We start from the raw sequence: 17,420 nt of genomic DNA on the forward strand, positions 1-17,420 counted from the left end.
AATAAAATATATTAGTGTTTTTGTAATTTCTGGGTGCAAATATATAAAAGATAATTGTATCTTATATATCTTTTGTATTATTTTTTTGCGCCCAATTTTAATTTTTTCTTGCAAAAAAGAAGGTTACCTATTGAAAATCAACAGGTAACCTTCCTTATTTTTTTATGAGTTTTGTACTCCTTCTTTTCTGCTATTCTTCTTTTATTTTATCAAATGCTGTATAGTTTTCACTACCCCCGCCTCGTTATTATCGTATTCAGTCACGTAATTAGCAATAGCTTTCAAAGCCTCTTGGGCATTCTTCATCGCGTAACTCATCTCAGCAGTTTGTATCATTTCCACATCGTTCATATGGTCGCCAAAAACCACTGTTTCCGATGGCAAGACACCCAATTTTTCTTGCAGACGTCTTACCGCCACTCCTTTATTCACATCACTTCGGGTAATATCAAGCCATATCTCTCCTGAGACCACCACATTAAAATCATTCTCATACTTCTTCAAAAGAGGATAGCTATTAATCCTTGAAATTCCTTCATCACAAATAGTTATCTTAAAGATGTCATCATTCACTTCCGAAAAGTTCATCACCTTTGTATGAGCGGGATAATGTCTGGCTATTTCATCAAAAATAGTAACACTATCCGTCTTAATGTAGGCATTCTCTCTTCCACAAAGCGCTACTCCTATCTGCCCAATCTGTTCACAAGTTTCCAATATAGGGCGTATACCATTAGGGTTCAAAGGGTTTTCAAAAAGCGTCTCCCCTTTGTATATTAGCGAAGCACCGTTATCAGGAGCAAAAGCTATCTCGTCTTTAATAGGTGCAAAAAGCTCGTGCAAACTCTGTATTTGTCGTCCACTCGCCACGCAAAAATTAATTCCACAGGTTCGTATCTCCTTAAAAACTTCCCAAAAACTCTCAGGTACCTCTTTCTGATTATTCACCAAAGTACCATCAATATCCGTTACAATAAGTTTTATCATACATTCTAATTTTCGGCAAATATACAAAATTATTCACACATATTGTTCAAATATGGTTCTCATATATCTCAACCACCCCTTCACTTCCGTTTTAATTCGTTTTATTACCCTCAAAACCACCTCTTTTTCTCATCTTTTAACCACTCACTTTCAAATACTTATACACCCTTTCTATACCAATCGTCCAAGATTCATATAAGCTTCCTATAAGCTCTCTATAAGCTAACCACACCCATCTAATAGCCTTTTTTCATCAAAAACCCTTCCTCCATTCTTCCGAATCTCTCCGATATCTTTCGAATCTCTCAACCTTTCCCCATTTGCTAATTTAACTGCCTGTGCGGCTCGCACCTCATTTTCTCATTTCCTGGTATTATTAGCATTTTTGGTATTAAAAAATTATTTCTTATCTTTGCATTGCATTTACATCTACATTTGAGAAAGGAAAAACAATGATAACGCTCAAAAATATCAAAGCATTTATTAAAAAATCACTTGTGTTCAAGGTTTTAGCCTTTGCTATAGCCTTAGTACTCATCTTGCAAGTATTTCCCGAAAAAGCGAAATTTAAATACGAATTTCGCAAAGGAGAGCTTTGGCAACACGAAAACCTATATGCCCCTTTTGATTTTCCCTTAAAAAAAACAGAAGAGCAAATAAAAGCCGAAAAACAACAAATAACCAACCAATCTACGGTGTATTACAAGCAAGATACTACCGCCTTTGTGAGTGCTAAGCAAAAGTTTGAACAGAAAAAGTATGCTTATTTCAAACATCTGCCCGACGATAAACGGGAACTCTTGTTGAAAAAAGCTGAGGCTTTTTTAGCCGAAAGCTATCACAATGGAGTAATGCTCAATCAGCCTGCGTTTAGCCCTTCTGAAATCTTCATTATCAAGCATAACAATCAAATAGTAGAGGTGCCTGCCGAACGTGTGTTATATCTTCAACAGTTGGCAACAGCTATTAAAAACTATTTCGATACCGCCCCTTATAATGAGTATCACAAAAATTACTACGACCTTTTCTTTGAAATCCTTACTCCTAACCTCGTAATCGACCAAAATTTCACTCAAAAAGCGCTTACTCAAAACCTTAAAGAGATAGTCTATACGCGCGGTTGGGTAAATAAAGGGAAACTCATCATTGCCAAAGGTGAATTGGTAGAGGGCGAAAAACTGAATACCCTGTTGTCGCTCAAAGAGGAGTACGAAACCCAGACGTGGAGTCAGAACAACTATAATTGGTCGCTTTTAGGTTATTACACGTTAGTAGCTATGGTATTGCTACTGATGGCGTTATACTTAAAAATATACGAAAATAAATTATATAAAAGCAACCTTAAATTGAGTGTTATTTTACTCAATATGCTCAGTATGATTCTTTTCGTAGGGCTCATTTCAAGGTATTTTCCCGATTATATCTATATTGTCCCTGTAGGAATGATGGTGCTCATTCTCAAGTCGTTTTTCGATTTGCGTACCGTCCTCTTTGTGTATATCAGCACCATACTCATCACAGGCTTTATTGTGCCCAATAGCTTCCAGTTTGTATTCATACAGATTGTGGCTGCTATGGCTATCATTCTCACCCCTAGGGGAATGCACTACCGATTGAGCAGTTTTGTATCAGCAGGACTGATCACGGCTGCCTATTTAATTATTTATATCGCTTTCCACACCATTACCGAAGGAACACTCAAAGGACTCGATATCTCTCTACTTACGCTCTTTATCCTCAATGGTATTGGTATTCTCTTTTCGCAACCCTTTACGTATATCTACGAACGTACTTTTGGCTTAGTTTCCGATGTCTCTCTCTTAGAACTCTCCGATACGAATACCAAGCTCTTGCGTCAGCTTTCCGAAAAAGCTCCAGGCACCTTCCAGCACTCTATGCAAGTGGCTAATCTTGCCGAAGCTGCTGCTGCCGAGATTGGGGCTAATACCCTCTTGGTGCGTGTAGGTGCCCTCTATCACGACATCGGTAAGATGGAAAACCCTATTTACTTTACCGAAAACCAAAAAACAAGCCTCAACCCTCACGACCAGCTTACTCCTGAACAAAGCGCTAAGGTGATTATCAAGCACGTAGCCGATGGAGTAGAACTCGCTCATAAAAACAAACTGCCCAAACGCATTATCGATTTTATTAAAACCCATCACGGGCGCAGTCTTACTTATTATTTCTATCGCAAAGCCTTAGACTTAAATCCTGAAGGTACTAAGGAAGAAGATTTCCGTTATCCAGGTCCTATTCCTTTCTCCAAAGAAACTGCTATTCTTATGATGGCTGATTCGGTTGAAGCAGCTACTAAGAGCCTCAAAAATCCTACCTTCGAAGCTCTCAATGAGTTTGTAGACCGTATTATCAAAAAACAGTTAGACGATAATCAGTTTGCCAATTCCGATATATCTTTCAAAGAAATCGAAGCTATCAAACGCATATTTAAAAGCAAACTTACCAATATCTATCACGTACGCATCGAATACCCTGAATAACCCAATGAAGATAATAAAACTACCATCGGTGCTTGGCACTTGTATCTTACTTTTTTTTACGTGGGTAATCTACGGGCAAAATCCTACGGAATACTATTTTAAACGTATTTCCATTGAACACGGTCTCTCTCAATCGGGCGTTACCGCTATTGTACGTGACCATAAGGGAATTTTGTGGATAGGTACTCGTCAGGGTATCAATAGGGTAGACCGTAATCATATCAAAAGGTATACTGAGTCTTACATCTATCATCTTTATGAAGATACCCAGCATAACCTTTGGGCTGTAACCGATAAAGGCGTATGGCAATACGACCCAAATAAAGATACTTTTACCTCTAAAATCCAGCAACAACTCTTCTCCATTTGTGCTACTGAGCAAGGGGTTTACTTTGGTGGATATAGTGCTATCTACCAGTATAACTACAAAACTAAAAATATAGGGCGTTTGCCTTTGAGGAAAGAACCTAAAACAAAAGATAAAGAATGCCTCATTACCTATCTATGTCCTGTTGATAATACAACCTTTCTTGTAGGCACTGAAAACGATGGTATTTATAAGTATTCTCTTACCTCAGAACTGTTGAGTTTGTTTATTGAAAATACAAGCCCACTGAGTTCTTTGTATTATGATGCACAACGCAAAGAAGTGTATTATTCTATTTTTCAAAAAGGGCTTTTTCGTGCTACCCTTGCCGGTGAATTGCGCTCACATTACGATACTCACAATACTCTTTTGTCCAATGATATTATCTTAGATATCAAGCCTTATAAAGGCAATATATGGTTAGCCACCGATGGAGGAGGAGTATCGGTTTTTAGTCCTGAGAAGAACACTTTTTACAATATTCAGCATAGTGCCGGTAATATACATTCTTTGCCAGTCAATTCCATTACAGTGCTTTATGAAGACCCTAATCATAACCTTTGGGCAGGTACAGTGCGCGATGGCGTTTTTCTCTTTAAAGAAACCTATATCAAGACTTATACCGATAGTGCGTTAGGAAGTAGCAATGGGTTAAGTGAGCGCGCTGTGATAAGTTTATTCGAAGCTCCCAATGGCATCATATGGATAGGCACCGATGGAGGAGGCATCAATGCTTTTAACCCCAAAACAGAACAATTTGTACATCATACCAATACGTATAACGATAAGGTCTCTTCTATAACCTACTTTTCACCTAATGAGTTGTTAGTCTCTCTCTATGGCAAAGGTCTTTTCATATATAATATTCTGAGTCGTTCCTACATTCCTTTCTTGCTCATCGATGAAGCTACTGACCAGCAGGAGTGTCACGCAGGCTTTACTCCCTTTGTATATTACATTGATAAAGATAAAATACTCATTACAGCTAAAAATACCTATCTGTATAATCTTCAAAACAAAGAGTTTAATAAAATTTCTTTTGCCGAAGGACTTACTCCTAAAAATGCCTTACAACTCAAAGCACAACAAGGTGATACTTTATTTCTCTCCAAAGGAAATGTACTCTACCAAATGAAGTTATCGGAAGCTAAGATAACACGTTATCTAACCCTTAATGAGGGGTATACTATTAGTGCAGTATGCAATGATAAAGCTCATCACACCCTTTGGATTGCTACTTCCAATGGGTTGTTTAGTTATGCGATACCACAAAAGAAGCTCAGTGCCGTAGGAACCGATAATATGTTCCACCAAATTAGCTATATGCAACTCGATACTGAACAGCGTTTGTGGATTAATGCTTCCAATGTGCTGTTTTCTTATCATATTCCCGATAAGAAGATAATGATTTGGGACGATTCCGATGGCTTTCTCCACAACGATGTGCTTACAGGCTATGTACAGTTGTTGCCTTCCCCTTACATCTATATGGGAGGAGTGGGTGGTTTTGTGAAGATAAATAAGAATATTCACACCGAAGAGAGTAGTACTCCTTTACTCTTTTTGCAAAATATAGAATTGAACGGCAAAATATACACCGCCGAAAACTTTCCTAAAGAGGTACCCCCTTATTTCAAAACCTTAAAACTAAATGTAGGATTGAATGAAAAAGATATGTTTAGGCGCATACTCTTCCGTTTTAAGATTAAAAATAACGCCCAAACTTCGGTGATTGAAACTTATGACAATAGTTTAGATATCTCTTTGCTTTCAGTAGGAAAATACCAAGTAGAAGTCGCTTGTATGACTAAAAATGGCTATTGGACGAAAGATACCCCATTGCTCAACTTCGAAGTGCTTCCTGTGTGGTATCAGCGCACTTCTTTTTTGGTAGGAGTTTCTTTGCTTTTGTTGGCTATTATTGCAGGTGTAATGTGGGGTTATCTGCGTCGTAAAAAACAACAACTCAAATGGCAAATAGCTTTGCATCAGCAGGAACTCAATGAAGATAAAATACAATTCCTCACCAATGTAAGTCACGAATTGCGCACGCCTCTTACCCTCATTTATGCACCGTTAAAACGTCTGCTTAATCATACCGAAAGTGGTAAACTCACGCGTTCACAGAAAACCCAGTTAGAGAGTGCTTTCCGTCAAGCTACTACTATGAAGAATATTATCAATTGGGTATTAGACTACAACCGTAATACTTCGTTAGAAAATACACTCACCAAAGCCTATACTGATTTGAATCACCTTATCACCGATAGTGCTAAAGATTTTGAACAAGAATTTGAAACAAAGCATATAAGTTTAGAACTACATCTCGATAAAAATTTACCTCCTGTAGAGTTAGATAGTGCCAAAATAAGGGTAGTCCTTTCTAACTTACTAATGAATGCAGTAAAGTTTAGTAATGAGTATTCTACTATACACATTCGCAGTAGTTATAACGAACAAAAAGTGCGTTTTCAAGTAGAAAATACCGGTATAGGATTGCATAATATTGATATGGATAAGCTCTTTACTCGCTTTGAACAAGGAAAACACAACCAGCGAGGTAGTGGTATAGGGTTGGCTTATTGTAAAGAATTAGTAGAGAAACATCTCGGTACTATTGGGGCTTATCAAGATGAAGAAGAGCAAACAGTTTTTTATGTAGAATTACCTTACTCTCATAGCACTGAGGGTGTTCTTCACAAGTTTGAAGGTGAAGAAGAACAAACTGAAGCCCCAGAGAAGATAGCAGTAACTATGGATACCTCTATGTATTCTGTACTCTTAGTAGATGATAATCCTGATTTTTTAAATTATCTTTATGATGAACTTCGTCCGTTGTTTAAAAGCGTTTTAAAAGCAGTAAATGGTGAGGAAGCTTTGTTGTTATTAAAAACGCATCAGCCCGATATTATTATCAGCGATGTGATGATGCCTGTAATGAATGGTTATCAGTTGTGTAAAGAGGTGAAAGAGCATTTGCAAATCAGTCATATTCCCGTAATATTACTCACGGCTAAAAGTGATACCGAAAGTCAAAAGATAGGCTATAAATTAGGTGCCGATGCTTATCTCTCTAAACCTTTTGATATAGACCTTTTGCTTTCAGTAATAGGTAATTTGCTCAAACAAAAAGAGCTCATCAAGCAACGTTATGAAAAAGAACTATTGATTCCTTCACCTGCACTTACTACTATCAGCAATGCTGACGAAGTGTTTATGATAAAACTTAATGAAATCATCAAAAAGCACTATAGTAATATCGACTTAGATGTAACAATGATTTCTGAAGCAATGGCAATGAGTCGTGCTTCGGTGTATAATAAAATGAAACAAATTACAGGCATTGGTATCAGTGAATATATCAATAAATATCGCATAGAAGTAGCTTGCCAGCTCTTAAAACAAACAGAAAAATCAGTTACTGATATAGCTTTTGAAGTAGGATTTAACTCTTCTAAGTATTTTAGTACGGTTTTTAAACAAGCTACTAAAATAACGCCACGTGATTATAGAGAAGGTATGAAGTGATAAAGAAAAACAAAAAAGAGAGGCTACCTCAAAATTTTTTGAGGTAGCCTCTCTAAATATGTAATACTATGAGTTTCTATTTCCAATCTTTTTTCTTAGAGGTCTTACCAATACCTGGGTTAAAGCTATTGGTAGGGTCAAGAGAGTTGTAAAAGTTCTTAAGGTCGTCGTTAGCGTGATATAAATGCCCTACATTGTGTTCTGCAGGATATTGTGCGCCACGAGTGTCTAATATTTTGAGCATCTCTTCTTCTATTTCCTCACAGTTGTAACCTTTCTTAATCACGTAATCTTGATGGAATACGTGGCACATAAAGTGACCATAGTACAATTTGTAAAGTATCTTAGCGTCGAGTTCAGGAGGAAGCTTTTCAAACCAATCTTCATCATTGCGACGCAAAGCTATGTCTAAAGCGACGATATCTTCTACCTCGTCCTCGTGTACGGAACGATAGCGAATAGCTGCTGAAGCCACTGCAAAGCGCAAGAGCATTGCTGCTTGTGCAAGTTTGGCATCACACTCTATATAAGCTCCTTTAGTGCTATCGGCAAATTCTTTTTGCAAATAAGCCCTAGCTTCGTCTACCCCTTTGCCTCCCATTTTTAAAATGAGATGGTGCTCGTATTGGTTGCGGTAATCCCACAATATTTTGGGGAGGTGTTGAGGCATTAGTTTAGAGGTGAATTGCAAGAATTTTTCACTGAAATGGTTAGGCATAAAAGGTAGTTTTTTGGCTACGCGGTCGCCCCACGCTTTGAGAGAAAAGAGCTTGGGTAAGTATTCAGTACCTACATTTTTGATATACCAAAAAGTATCTTTACCGTATTTAGCAGCGATATCAAAGGCGGTACGGTGAATATACTCGCCAGAGATAGGAATTTCTTCGAAAGTACCGAGCATATCACGGCGCAATTTGGTAAGTACCGCTGTGTTATTAGTACCTATATAGAATACGGCTGTTTTTTTCTCGGCAGGGAAAGTATCCACGCGTACGGCAAAAACTCCTAAACGACCCGCACTACCTGAGGCTTCGTATAAGCGAGCTGGGTCGGCATTGAAACGAGCAGGCGTATTGGCATTAATCTCACGTACGTGGTTACAATAGTCGTGATCGTGTCCTTTCTTATCAGAAATGTGAATATCCTTTGCTTGGTATCTACCCTCTTGCAGATTGGTAAGTATTTCCTTAGGAGTACTTCCTAAATCAATACCTAAGTGATTAATAAGTTCTAATTTACCGTTGGCATTGCGTTGGGCATAGAGAGCCATTTCAGTATAAGCAGGACCACGTTGTACTAAAGAACCGCCAGAATTGTTGCACACGCCTCCAATAACTGAAGCCCCAATGCAAGAGGAGCCTATTACTGAATGAGGTTCGCGATTATGAGGTTTTAACTCTTGTTCCAAGTGGTTGAGTGTTGCTCCTGTAAGACATATAGCTTGTTTGGCATCAAGTATAAGCTGAATATTGTCATTACGCATCGTGTTGATGATTACTACATCGCGGTCGTAATCGTTACCAAAAGGATTAGATCCTCCCGTGATACCTGTATTGGCAGCTTGTGAAATTACAATCACATCAGCTGCTACACAAGCTTCCAGTACTTGCCATTGTTCCCACAAAGTAGCGGGACGCACCACGGCAATTGCATTTCCGGTACCAAAACGATACCCAGTGCGGTAACGTTCAGTTTTTGAAGGGTCGGTAATAACGTACTTTGCACCAACAATGTGGCGCAAGGTTTCTAATAGATTTTGTGTGGTCATTATTTCTTGGATTTATAGTTGAGTGTCAAGCCAAATTGGGGCTGTGTGAGGAAATCGTGTTGAATGAAAGGTTCTACTGTGAGGCGTTCATCTACATTGAATTGTTTGAGATGTGCATCGACATTCGCCTCAATGATATTCAGGGCATATAAGCCTATCCCTATAAGAATAGAAAGCTCTTTATTACGACGATAGAACTGTATGCCTCGTCTTAATCCATCAGTACTGAGACGCGGTTGTCCATCAGGGCGATTGCCGTAGAACTCATCATCGGTAAATCCTTGTTGACGACGTTTGTAGGCAGTGAGGTAACGATCGTATTCCTTAGAGTTTTGTATGTAGAAGTATATTGGGGTACCGATAGCAATATACACCAAAGGTACTTTCCAATAGCTCTTGTTGTATATCTGACCTAAACCTGGGATAACCGCTGAATAGAAGGCAACTTTAGCAGGCGAAAGAGGGTCGGTATTCCAAGGGACTTTTTTCATATTGTCTTGCATAACAGCTATCTGCACAGAGTCTGAAGGTGTTTTTACCACTTCCTCTGTATCGTCTTGTGCATACGAAATACCCACTCCCATAAGTAGGGCTATTATCAAAACAATCTTTCTACTCATCCTTTTTGTGTAATAAACTTTGAATACGTTTGAAATCTTCCTCTGAACTAAAAGGAATGGTAAGGCTACCTTTGCCGTTCTTGCTCATCTTTACAGTAACTTTAGTACCAAAAAAATGATTAAAACTACTCATATTTTCTTTGATATAAGTAGGTACTTCAGTTTTACTATTGCTTTTAGGGATTTGAATACTTACCACATTAAGTGTCTCGGAGTTTTGCAAGCGGCGCACTAACTCTTCGGTATCACGCACTGATAGGTTATCGGAAATGATACGTTGGTATACTTCTGCTTGTTGTTCAGGGTTTTCTATGGCGATTATTGCACGACCGTGCCCCATAGAAATGAATCCGTCGCGTATGCCTGTTTGAATGATAGGAGCGAGTTTGAGCAAACGCAAATAGTTTGTAATGGTAGAACGTTTCTTGCCCACACGTTTGCTCATTTGGTCTTGAGTGAGATTCACCTGCTCGATGAGCTGTTGGTAAGAAAGAGCAATCTCTATGGGATCTAAATCTTGACGCTGAATATTCTCTACCAAAGCCATTGTGAGTGACTCGTTGTCATCGGCAATGCGAATATAGGCAGGAATCGTTTTGAGTCCAGCTAATTTAGAAGCTCTGAAACGGCGTTCGCCCGAAATGAGCTGATATTTATTTTCTCCGTCGAGTTTGCGTACGGTGATAGGTTGCACTACCCCTAATTCCTCAATAGAGGAAGCGAGCCCTTGTAGCTCTTCTTCATTAAAAGAAGTACGAGGCTGAAAAGGATTCGTTTCTATTAGGTCGAGTTCAAGTTCTATGATATTTCCTACAATCTTATCGGCATTTTTATCTTTGATAGAATTAATAGCCACTTCGGGGCTATTGCCAAAAATAGCTGAAATACCTCTCCCCAAGGCAGGTTTTTTAGCAGGTTTTGTCATTATACAGTTTTGTTTTTATCTATAATCTCTTGAGCTAAGTTGATGTGATTGGTAGCTCCTTTGCTGGTAGCATCGTAGTTGATGATAGTTTCACCAAAACTAGGTGCTTCACTAAGGCGCACATTACGCTGGATAATGGTTTTGAATACCATATCACTGAAGTGTTTTTGTACTTCTTCCACCACTTGGTTAGACAAACGTAAGCGCGCATCATACATAGTGAGTAATAAGCCTTCGATATCTAAATCGGGATTGAAGGTTTTTTGTACACTCTTGATAGTATTGAGAAGTTTACCTAACCCTTCCAAGGCGAAATACTCACACTGGATAGGTATAATCACCGAGTTAGCTGCTGTAAGAGCATTCAAGGTGATAAGTCCCAACGAGGGTGCACAGTCTATCAAAATGTAATCGTACTGGTCTTTGATAGGCTCTAAGGCTTTTTTGAGCATATATTCTCGTTGTTCTTTGTCTACGAGCTCAATCTCAATAGCCACTAAGTTGATGTGAGCAGCGATAAGGTCGAGATTAGGAGAGCTGGTGTGAACAATCATATCTTTAACCTCCATCGTGTGTTCCAAAAGCTCGTAAGTACCGTGCTCAATAGAATCTACATCAATACCTATGCCAGAAGTCGCATTTGCCTGTGGGTCGGCATCAATGAGTAATACTTTTTTTTCTAATACCCCCAAAGAGGCAGCTAAGTTTACGGAAGTAGTGGTTTTGCCTACTCCTCCTTTTTGGTTTGCAATAGCTATTATTTTACCCATAGATTTATATTTTAAAAGTTAAACGGAAGCTCTTGTTTGCCTATTTCAGCCAGCGTAGCTTCATTTTTCACGGTCACTCTCTTAATGGCTTTGTTTAAGGTAACTATCAAAAAGTCATTGTTTTCTTCGAGTTTGCCCATCATATCCATCATATTTCCAAACATAATATTTTTATTCTTTCAGAGGGCAAAAATACAACTTTTTTTGAAACATCACACAAAAAAGACAATCAATAATTGTGCAACCATTATTCGCATAAACGTAGTAAGCGGATACACACTAGCGTACGTAAGCGCAGGAATTTCGGAGTTGGACATATCGTTAGCAAATGCCAAAGCTGGTGGGTCAGTAGAGGCTCCCGAGAGCAATCCGCAGATGCCCAAATAGTCTAATTTTGCTTTAAATCGTGCTACTAAAGAGGTGATAATAAGTGGTATAAGAGTAATGAGAGCTCCTAAACACATCCAGTACAAGCCTTGTCCGTGCAAAATAGTTTCTATAAAAGTAGCTCCTGCGTCTAAGCCCACACTAGCAAGGAAGAGCACAATACCTATCTCTCGTACCATTAGGTTGGCACTTTGCGATACGTAGTGAGTTACTGAGAATTTACCGCCATAACGGCTGATGAGAATGGCAACAATCAGAGGACCTCCTGCTAACCCTAATTTTACAGGTACAGGTATGCCAGGGATAGCAAACGGAATGCTTCCTAATAATACACCAAGAGTAATCCCCATAAAGAGCTCGGCTATGTGAGGGGTTTGCATACGTCGTTTAGAATTACCGAACTCTTTGCTTACGAGTTGTATGTGCGATTCATCGCCTATTACAGTAATGGTATCACCAAACTGTAATTTTGTATCGGCAGCGGGCACGAACTCAATACCTGCGCGATATACACGAGTGATGGTTACTCCAAAACGTTTGCGTACATCGAGCTCTGCAAGAGTTTTGGTGAAAATAGCGCGTTGGGTAACGTTGATACGGCGTGAAGTATAGCGCATATCTTTTACATCAGGGAAATAATCCAAAATGGAAACGCTGTCACCTATTAGGGTCAAAAACTTCTCATTTTCTTTTTGGTTAGCTACTATCAGTACGATGTCGCCTTCTTCTATCAGTGTGTCGGCACTAGCTAATATAATCTCTCCTTTTCTACACATACGCGAGATGGTAAAGTCGAAATCAAGAGTTTGTTTGATAACGCTCAATTTTTTACCAAAGAGGGCAGGATTGCTTACTTTTATCGCGAATCGATTGATCACTACTTGATCTTTAGAGTGACGTACAGAATTTAAACGTTTTTCAACATCTAAATTCACTTTTAAGAAGGCTTTGAGCCCTAACATTACCAAGATAATTCCTAACACCCCGAAAGGATAAGCAACAGCATAGGCGGTCGAGAGGTTCGGCATTGTAGTTGGGTCGCCTTTAAATACATCTTCTAAAGTAGCTTGAGCGGCTCCTAACCCTGGGGTATTGGTTACGGCACCTGACATTATACCTACCAAGGTACCCATATCGGTTTGGGTGATGTAGTGGATAGCAATTACAGTAAGTACACAACTCACAATAGAGAGCACTGCCAAGAGATTGAATTTGATGCCTTCTTTTTGGAAGGAGGCAAAAAAGCCAGGGCCTACTTGTAGTCCGATGGTGTAGACGAACAGAATCAATCCGAACTCTTTTACAAAATGTTGAATATGGGGGTTTACAGTGAATCCTAATTCAGCCATAGCGATACCTGCAAAAAGTACCCAAGCAATACCAAAAGAGATGCCAAATATTTTTATTTTTCCTAAAGCAACTCCTACTGCGATGACCACGCTATACACTATCACAGTGTAAGCCACACTCTCGTGGTTAGTCATCAAGTTCCAAAGCCATTCCATTTAATGTCTAATGATTAATGTTTAGTGTTTAATGATTAATTAAGCTCCCGAACCCCCGAAGAGGGACAATCCACAAATACAAGTGTTCGTAAGGGAACTGTTTTTACATAGATTTAAGAGAAACTTTGCCAAAGGTGCGAGCCGCACGGGCTGAGAACTTTGGCGAAGTTAAAATTTTATTTATTATCCTAAGAATGGATAACGATAGTCTACTGGGGGTACGAAAGTTTCTTTGATAAGGCGTGGCGATACCCAACGCAATAAGTTTTGGGCAGACCCAGCTTTGTCGTTAGTACCTGAGGCGCGTGCACCACCGAAAGGTTGTTGCCCCACTACGGCTCCTGTAGGTTTATCGTTGATATAGAAATTACCCGCTGCGTTTTCGAGTACTTTTACTGCTTCGTCTAACGCATAACGACAAGTGCCAAATACAGCTCCTGTGAGTGCATAAACTGAAGTTTCATCAACGAGTTTCAAGGTTTCTTCCCATTTAGAGTCATCATATACATACACAGTTACTACAGGTCCGAAAAGTTCGGTTTCCATAGTGGTGTAATGTGGATTGGTGGTAACAATCACAGTAGGTTCTATAAAGTATCCTTTGCTTTTATCATATCCACCACCTACAAATATCTCGGCATCTTTGTCTTTTTTAGCTTGGTCTATATATTTAGCTAATTTATCGAAAGAATGTTCGTGAATTACCGCAGTGATGAAGTTCTCAAAGTTTTCAGGAGAACCCATTTTGAAAGAGAGTACATCTTTTTTTACCAATTTCAGCGTTTCGTCAGCCTTCGATTTAGGTAAGTACACGCGAGAAGCAGCACTACATTTTTGTCCTTGATATTCAAAAGCTCCACGAGTAATAGCCGTAGCTACTTGTTTGGGGCAAGCACTTGGGTGAGCGATGATAAAGTCTTTACCACCTGTTTCACCTACAATTTTAGGATAAGAGCGATAGAGGTGAATATTGTTACCTATCTTTTTCCAAATATCTTGGAATACTTCGGTAGAGCCTGTAAAATGAATACCTGCGAAATGAGGGCTTGCTAAAACAGTATCGGTAATCATAGCTGCATCGCCGTGCAATACGTTGATAATACCATCGGGTAAACCTGCTTTTTTGAGGACTTCTACTATCATTTCAGCGGAAAATATTTGTGAAGTACTTGGCTTCCAAATGACTACATTTCCCATAAGGGCAGCACTGGTAGGAAGGTTGCCTGAGATAGCGGTGAAGTTAAAAGGTGTAACAGCATATACAAAACCTTCCAACGGACGGTATTCTACACGATTCCATACGCCTTCGGAAGAGTTAGGCTGGTCGTTATAAATATTAGCCATAAACTGCACATTAAAGCGCAAGAAGTCTATCAGCTCGCAAGCAGAATCTATTTCGGCTTGGTGTACGGTTTTAGACTGCGCTATCATAGTAGCAGCGTTCATTTTAGCACGGTAAGGACCTGCAATGAGGTCGGCAGCTTTTAAAAAGATAGCAGCGCGTTCTTCCCACGCAAGGTTAGCCCACTGAGTACGCGCCTTTAGCGCTGCTTCAATGGCTTTTTGCACGTGTTCTTTGCTCGCTTTGTGGTAAACACCTAATGAGTGCTTATGGTCGTGAGGGGAATGCATTTCACCTGTCTGACCTGTACGTACGGCTTCACCTCCAATATAGAGAGGAGCATCTACTTTAGTATTCCACAATTCTTTATAGGCTTGTAGTACAGACTCACGCTCAGTACTTCCTGGCGCATAACTTTTTACGGGTTCGTTGGTAGCTTTAGGAACCTTAAAAAATCCTTTTCCCATAGTATAGTTGTTTTTAGTTGTTGATACAATTCGAAAATTTCGGCTAAATTACAACAATTATTTGAATGTGCAAATTTTGATGAGATAATTTCTCAATTTGGGTGAAAGATAAAAGGTGGAGAGTAAAAGATGTGTTATAACTTCATACAATTGTTTTAACTCGTTTGATAACTTTTTATGCTGTGAGCAAGTTGAGATATTTTAGTGAAAAGTGAAGAGAGAAAAATGTTTTGAGGAGGAAAATGTATCTGAATATCAATGTTTATTCGAAGGAAGAGCGAAGCTAAGACGAACAAAAGACGAACAATGAACGGTACAAAACACGCGGATAGATATAGAATAAATGAAGGATAATAGGAGTAAAACGAGTATAAACTGGTTTTATTAGCTTTACTTATTGTTTAAAAAAGAGACTGTTCCTTAAAAAAGAACAGTCTCTTTTATTATTGCTAAGTGATATACACAAAATTATAAAAAGGTACCACTGCTTTCAGGAGAAAGATCAGAAGCTATAATGTCGTCTTGATCTTTCTTTATTTCGGCTTTACTAACACCAAACTCGCGCATTGCATCTTCTACCGTCTTGTCTTCTCGCAAAAGGTCTGTGTAGATATGTATAGGTATTTTTACATCTAACACTTTATTAGCAGGAACAGTATTATAGGTTAGATTTGCGGGCTTGGTAGCGAAAACACCTAATACGATTTGCAAATCGAAGTTTATATAGGTTCTTTTTACTTCAAAAAAGCCTTTCAAGCCTATCTGCTCTTTACGAAGTACTCCTTTAGGAGCATTAGGGTTTTTATCAAAACTACCGCCTTTGATATACAATTCTTCAGGGTTGGTATCGCGGTATTTGTAGTCGAGTGCTTCAGCTTGGGTAGGCACAGTTGTATTGCTGGCTACTGCTGCAAAATTATTTGCGATAAAGAAAAATTGGTAGTGATTAGGAGCATTACCAGTGCTCAGTTGTGCATTTACACGCTTGCCGTCTTTGTCATAAAATATCAATTCTATACCGTATAAGCTCACGCCTGCATTGTGCTGATGATTGTGGAGAGCATCTTCGTCCTCATCTTCATCGTGGTGATCATCAGCCACTACATCAGTTCCTTCCCAGCGGATAGCAGTTGGGTTATCGGTGGCAGGTGTAGGCACTCCATTTATGTTATTAAAATAGAAACGTTGTACTGTTTTGAGGTATTTCACAGGGTAATCGGGGTTCCCGTGAAAATATCCGTGAGAATGCCCTTTGGTAAAGCGCACTTCGAGTTTGCTCCACGCAAATTCAGTAGGGTCTGTAATAATAGGGTTTTCTGGGCTTTTGTCCTTACTGCAAGAATTTAGGGTTATTGTTACAAATAGTAAAAATAAACTGATTTTTAAGATATAATATATTCTTTTCATCGTTTTTTAATATTAAAAGTTATTGTTTTGTAAATAATGTATTAGCAAGGTATCATCTTTGCCAAAGTTTAAAATTTTGGCAAAGTTCATAATACACACAGCTAACGAATAATCTGTATAGGGAGTATCATATCAGAGTCTAATTGAAAGGCGTTAGAATACTCCACTACGTTGTATGGACGTTCCTCTTGGGTTTTAGGGTTGAGCTTATTAGCAATAAGAAAGTGTGCTAACTTGATGCGCAACTTGTAATCACCTGCGGTAGCATCGTCTTTGATGTGAAAGACGCCTTTTAGCCCAATAGGGTCGCGTTGCTCAGGGTTAGTTTTATCCCAAGTGCGCAAGCGCAATTTCACCCCTTGTGTGCCGTAAGTACCATTTTCGGGGTCGGTATCTTGATATAGATAGCTTACCGCTTTGTTCATAGCTGTTACCATAGCGGTTCTTCCTGCTTCATCTTTAGGATACTCTCCTTGAAATAACTGAAAGAAGTGCTGATGAATAGGAGCCATTTTGGCACTTACAAACTCGTGGTTCATACGAGCTCCATTGTTGTAATAGACAATCTCGAAACGATATTCGTGTCCCACTTGCCATTTTATAGGCTCGGTGATGTCATACACTACTCCTTTAGCTGACTTGTTGGCGGTGCGCTCTTGCACCTCGTTAGTTCCTAAATTGGTAATGATAAACTGCACTTTGTCGGGCATATCGTGCCCTCTGTCTTTGGTTTCATCGGTTGGAGGAGCGGGTTTAGTGTCGTCTTTACTACAACTGCCCATTGTAAAACATACTAATGCTATTAGACTAATAGCTTTTAAATAATAAGATATCTTTTTCATCTTA

The 17,420-nt window shown here is 39.1% G+C and carries 12 protein-coding genes; 2 read left to right on the forward strand and 10 right to left on the reverse strand.

Annotated elements, in window-relative coordinates; all coding sequences use genetic code 11:
* Window positions 1-201: 201 nt before the first annotated feature.
* Window positions 202-987 carry an HAD family hydrolase gene (locus ACSQ7D_RS01585; RefSeq protein ID WP_437135127.1) on the reverse strand — a complete coding sequence of 262 codons (786 nt, stop codon included), beginning with the start codon at window positions 985-987 and terminating at the stop codon, window positions 202-204.
* Between the two features lie 452 nt (window positions 988-1,439).
* Here ACSQ7D_RS01585 and ACSQ7D_RS01590 point away from each other — a divergent pair, with 452 nt between their 5' ends.
* Together ACSQ7D_RS01590 and ACSQ7D_RS01595 are read left to right on the forward strand one after the other, a co-directional pair.
* Window positions 1,440-3,488, forward strand: a complete 2,049-nt coding sequence (locus ACSQ7D_RS01590) for an HD family phosphohydrolase (RefSeq protein WP_437135129.1) — start codon at window positions 1,440-1,442, stop codon at window positions 3,486-3,488.
* Window positions 3,489-3,492: 4 nt separating this feature from the next.
* Window positions 3,493-7,383 (forward strand): hybrid sensor histidine kinase/response regulator transcription factor, encoded by a 3,891-nt coding sequence (locus ACSQ7D_RS01595; protein WP_437135131.1) that lies wholly within the window; start codon window positions 3,493-3,495, stop codon window positions 7,381-7,383.
* A gap of 76 nt (window positions 7,384-7,459) precedes the next feature.
* Here the strand turns inward: ACSQ7D_RS01595 and dld are convergent, their stop codons facing one another.
* The 9 genes from dld to ACSQ7D_RS01640 form a co-directional block, all read right to left on the reverse strand.
* On the reverse strand, window positions 7,460-9,151 hold the full coding sequence (dld, locus tag ACSQ7D_RS01600) for a D-lactate dehydrogenase (RefSeq protein ID WP_437135133.1): 1,692 nt from the start codon (window positions 9,149-9,151) through the stop codon (window positions 7,460-7,462).
* Entirely contained in the window at window positions 9,151-9,771 is a 621-nt protein-coding gene (locus ACSQ7D_RS01605) for a DUF5683 domain-containing protein (RefSeq protein WP_437135135.1), read from the reverse strand. Before ACSQ7D_RS01605 ends, dld begins: the two co-directional genes overlap by 1 nt.
* Window positions 9,764-10,696, reverse strand: a complete 933-nt coding sequence (locus ACSQ7D_RS01610) for a ParB/RepB/Spo0J family partition protein (protein ID WP_437135137.1) — start codon at window positions 10,694-10,696, stop codon at window positions 9,764-9,766. The genes ACSQ7D_RS01605 and ACSQ7D_RS01610 overlap by 8 nt, the downstream gene beginning before the upstream one ends.
* Window positions 10,696-11,466: a ParA family protein gene (locus ACSQ7D_RS01615; protein WP_437135138.1), complete on the reverse strand. Its 771-nt coding sequence runs from the start codon at window positions 11,464-11,466 to the stop codon at window positions 10,696-10,698. Before ACSQ7D_RS01615 ends, ACSQ7D_RS01610 begins: the two co-directional genes overlap by 1 nt.
* An 11-nt stretch (window positions 11,467-11,477) precedes the next feature.
* The gene (locus tag ACSQ7D_RS01620; protein ID WP_437135139.1) at window positions 11,478-11,630 is read right to left on the reverse strand and encodes a hypothetical protein; all 153 of its coding nucleotides are present in this window, start codon (window positions 11,628-11,630) and stop codon (window positions 11,478-11,480) included.
* A 48-nt stretch (window positions 11,631-11,678) separates the two neighbouring features.
* A complete protein-coding gene (locus ACSQ7D_RS01625; RefSeq protein ID WP_437135140.1) occupies window positions 11,679-13,358 on the reverse strand; it encodes a putative transporter in 1,680 nt (559 codons plus the stop codon).
* A 183-nt stretch (window positions 13,359-13,541) separates the two neighbouring features.
* Window positions 13,542-15,167, reverse strand: coding sequence for an L-glutamate gamma-semialdehyde dehydrogenase (gene pruA, locus ACSQ7D_RS01630; RefSeq protein ID WP_437135141.1), 1,626 nt, complete (start codon window positions 15,165-15,167; stop codon window positions 13,542-13,544).
* Between the two features lie 468 nt (window positions 15,168-15,635).
* Window positions 15,636-16,574, reverse strand: a complete 939-nt coding sequence (locus tag ACSQ7D_RS01635) for a hypothetical protein (RefSeq protein WP_437135142.1) — start codon at window positions 16,572-16,574, stop codon at window positions 15,636-15,638.
* 101 nt (window positions 16,575-16,675) lie between these two features.
* Window positions 16,676-17,416 carry a hypothetical protein gene (locus ACSQ7D_RS01640; protein WP_437135143.1) on the reverse strand — a complete coding sequence of 247 codons (741 nt, stop codon included), beginning with the start codon at window positions 17,414-17,416 and terminating at the stop codon, window positions 16,676-16,678.
* Between the last annotated feature and the right edge of the window lie 4 nt (window positions 17,417-17,420).

This window comes from Capnocytophaga sp. G1920 (genome assembly GCF_051417515.1).

What these genes read in the sequence shown, in the direction of transcription:
- ACSQ7D_RS01585 (WP_437135127.1), bottom strand. Translation starts at nt 987, where the DNA reads ATGATAAAACTTATTGTAACGGATATTGATGGTACTTTGGTGAATAAT.
- ACSQ7D_RS01590 (WP_437135129.1), top strand. Translation starts at nt 1,440, where the DNA reads ATGATAACGCTCAAAAATATCAAAGCATTTATTAAAAAATCACTTGTG.
- ACSQ7D_RS01595 (WP_437135131.1), top strand. Translation starts at nt 3,493, where the DNA reads ATGAAGATAATAAAACTACCATCGGTGCTTGGCACTTGTATCTTACTT.
- dld (WP_437135133.1), bottom strand. Translation starts at nt 9,151, where the DNA reads ATGACCACACAAAATCTATTAGAAACCTTGCGCCACATTGTTGGTGCA.
- ACSQ7D_RS01605 (WP_437135135.1), bottom strand. Translation starts at nt 9,771, where the DNA reads ATGAGTAGAAAGATTGTTTTGATAATAGCCCTACTTATGGGAGTGGGT.
- ACSQ7D_RS01610 (WP_437135137.1), bottom strand. Translation starts at nt 10,696, where the DNA reads ATGACAAAACCTGCTAAAAAACCTGCCTTGGGGAGAGGTATTTCAGCT.
- ACSQ7D_RS01615 (WP_437135138.1), bottom strand. Translation starts at nt 11,466, where the DNA reads ATGGGTAAAATAATAGCTATTGCAAACCAAAAAGGAGGAGTAGGCAAA.
- ACSQ7D_RS01620 (WP_437135139.1), bottom strand. Translation starts at nt 11,630, where the DNA reads ATGTTTGGAAATATGATGGATATGATGGGCAAACTCGAAGAAAACAAT.
- ACSQ7D_RS01625 (WP_437135140.1), bottom strand. Translation starts at nt 13,358, where the DNA reads ATGGAATGGCTTTGGAACTTGATGACTAACCACGAGAGTGTGGCTTAC.
- pruA (WP_437135141.1), bottom strand. Translation starts at nt 15,167, where the DNA reads ATGGGAAAAGGATTTTTTAAGGTTCCTAAAGCTACCAACGAACCCGTA.
- ACSQ7D_RS01635 (WP_437135142.1), bottom strand. Translation starts at nt 16,574, where the DNA reads ATGAAAAGAATATATTATATCTTAAAAATCAGTTTATTTTTACTATTT.
- ACSQ7D_RS01640 (WP_437135143.1), bottom strand. Translation starts at nt 17,416, where the DNA reads ATGAAAAAGATATCTTATTATTTAAAAGCTATTAGTCTAATAGCATTA.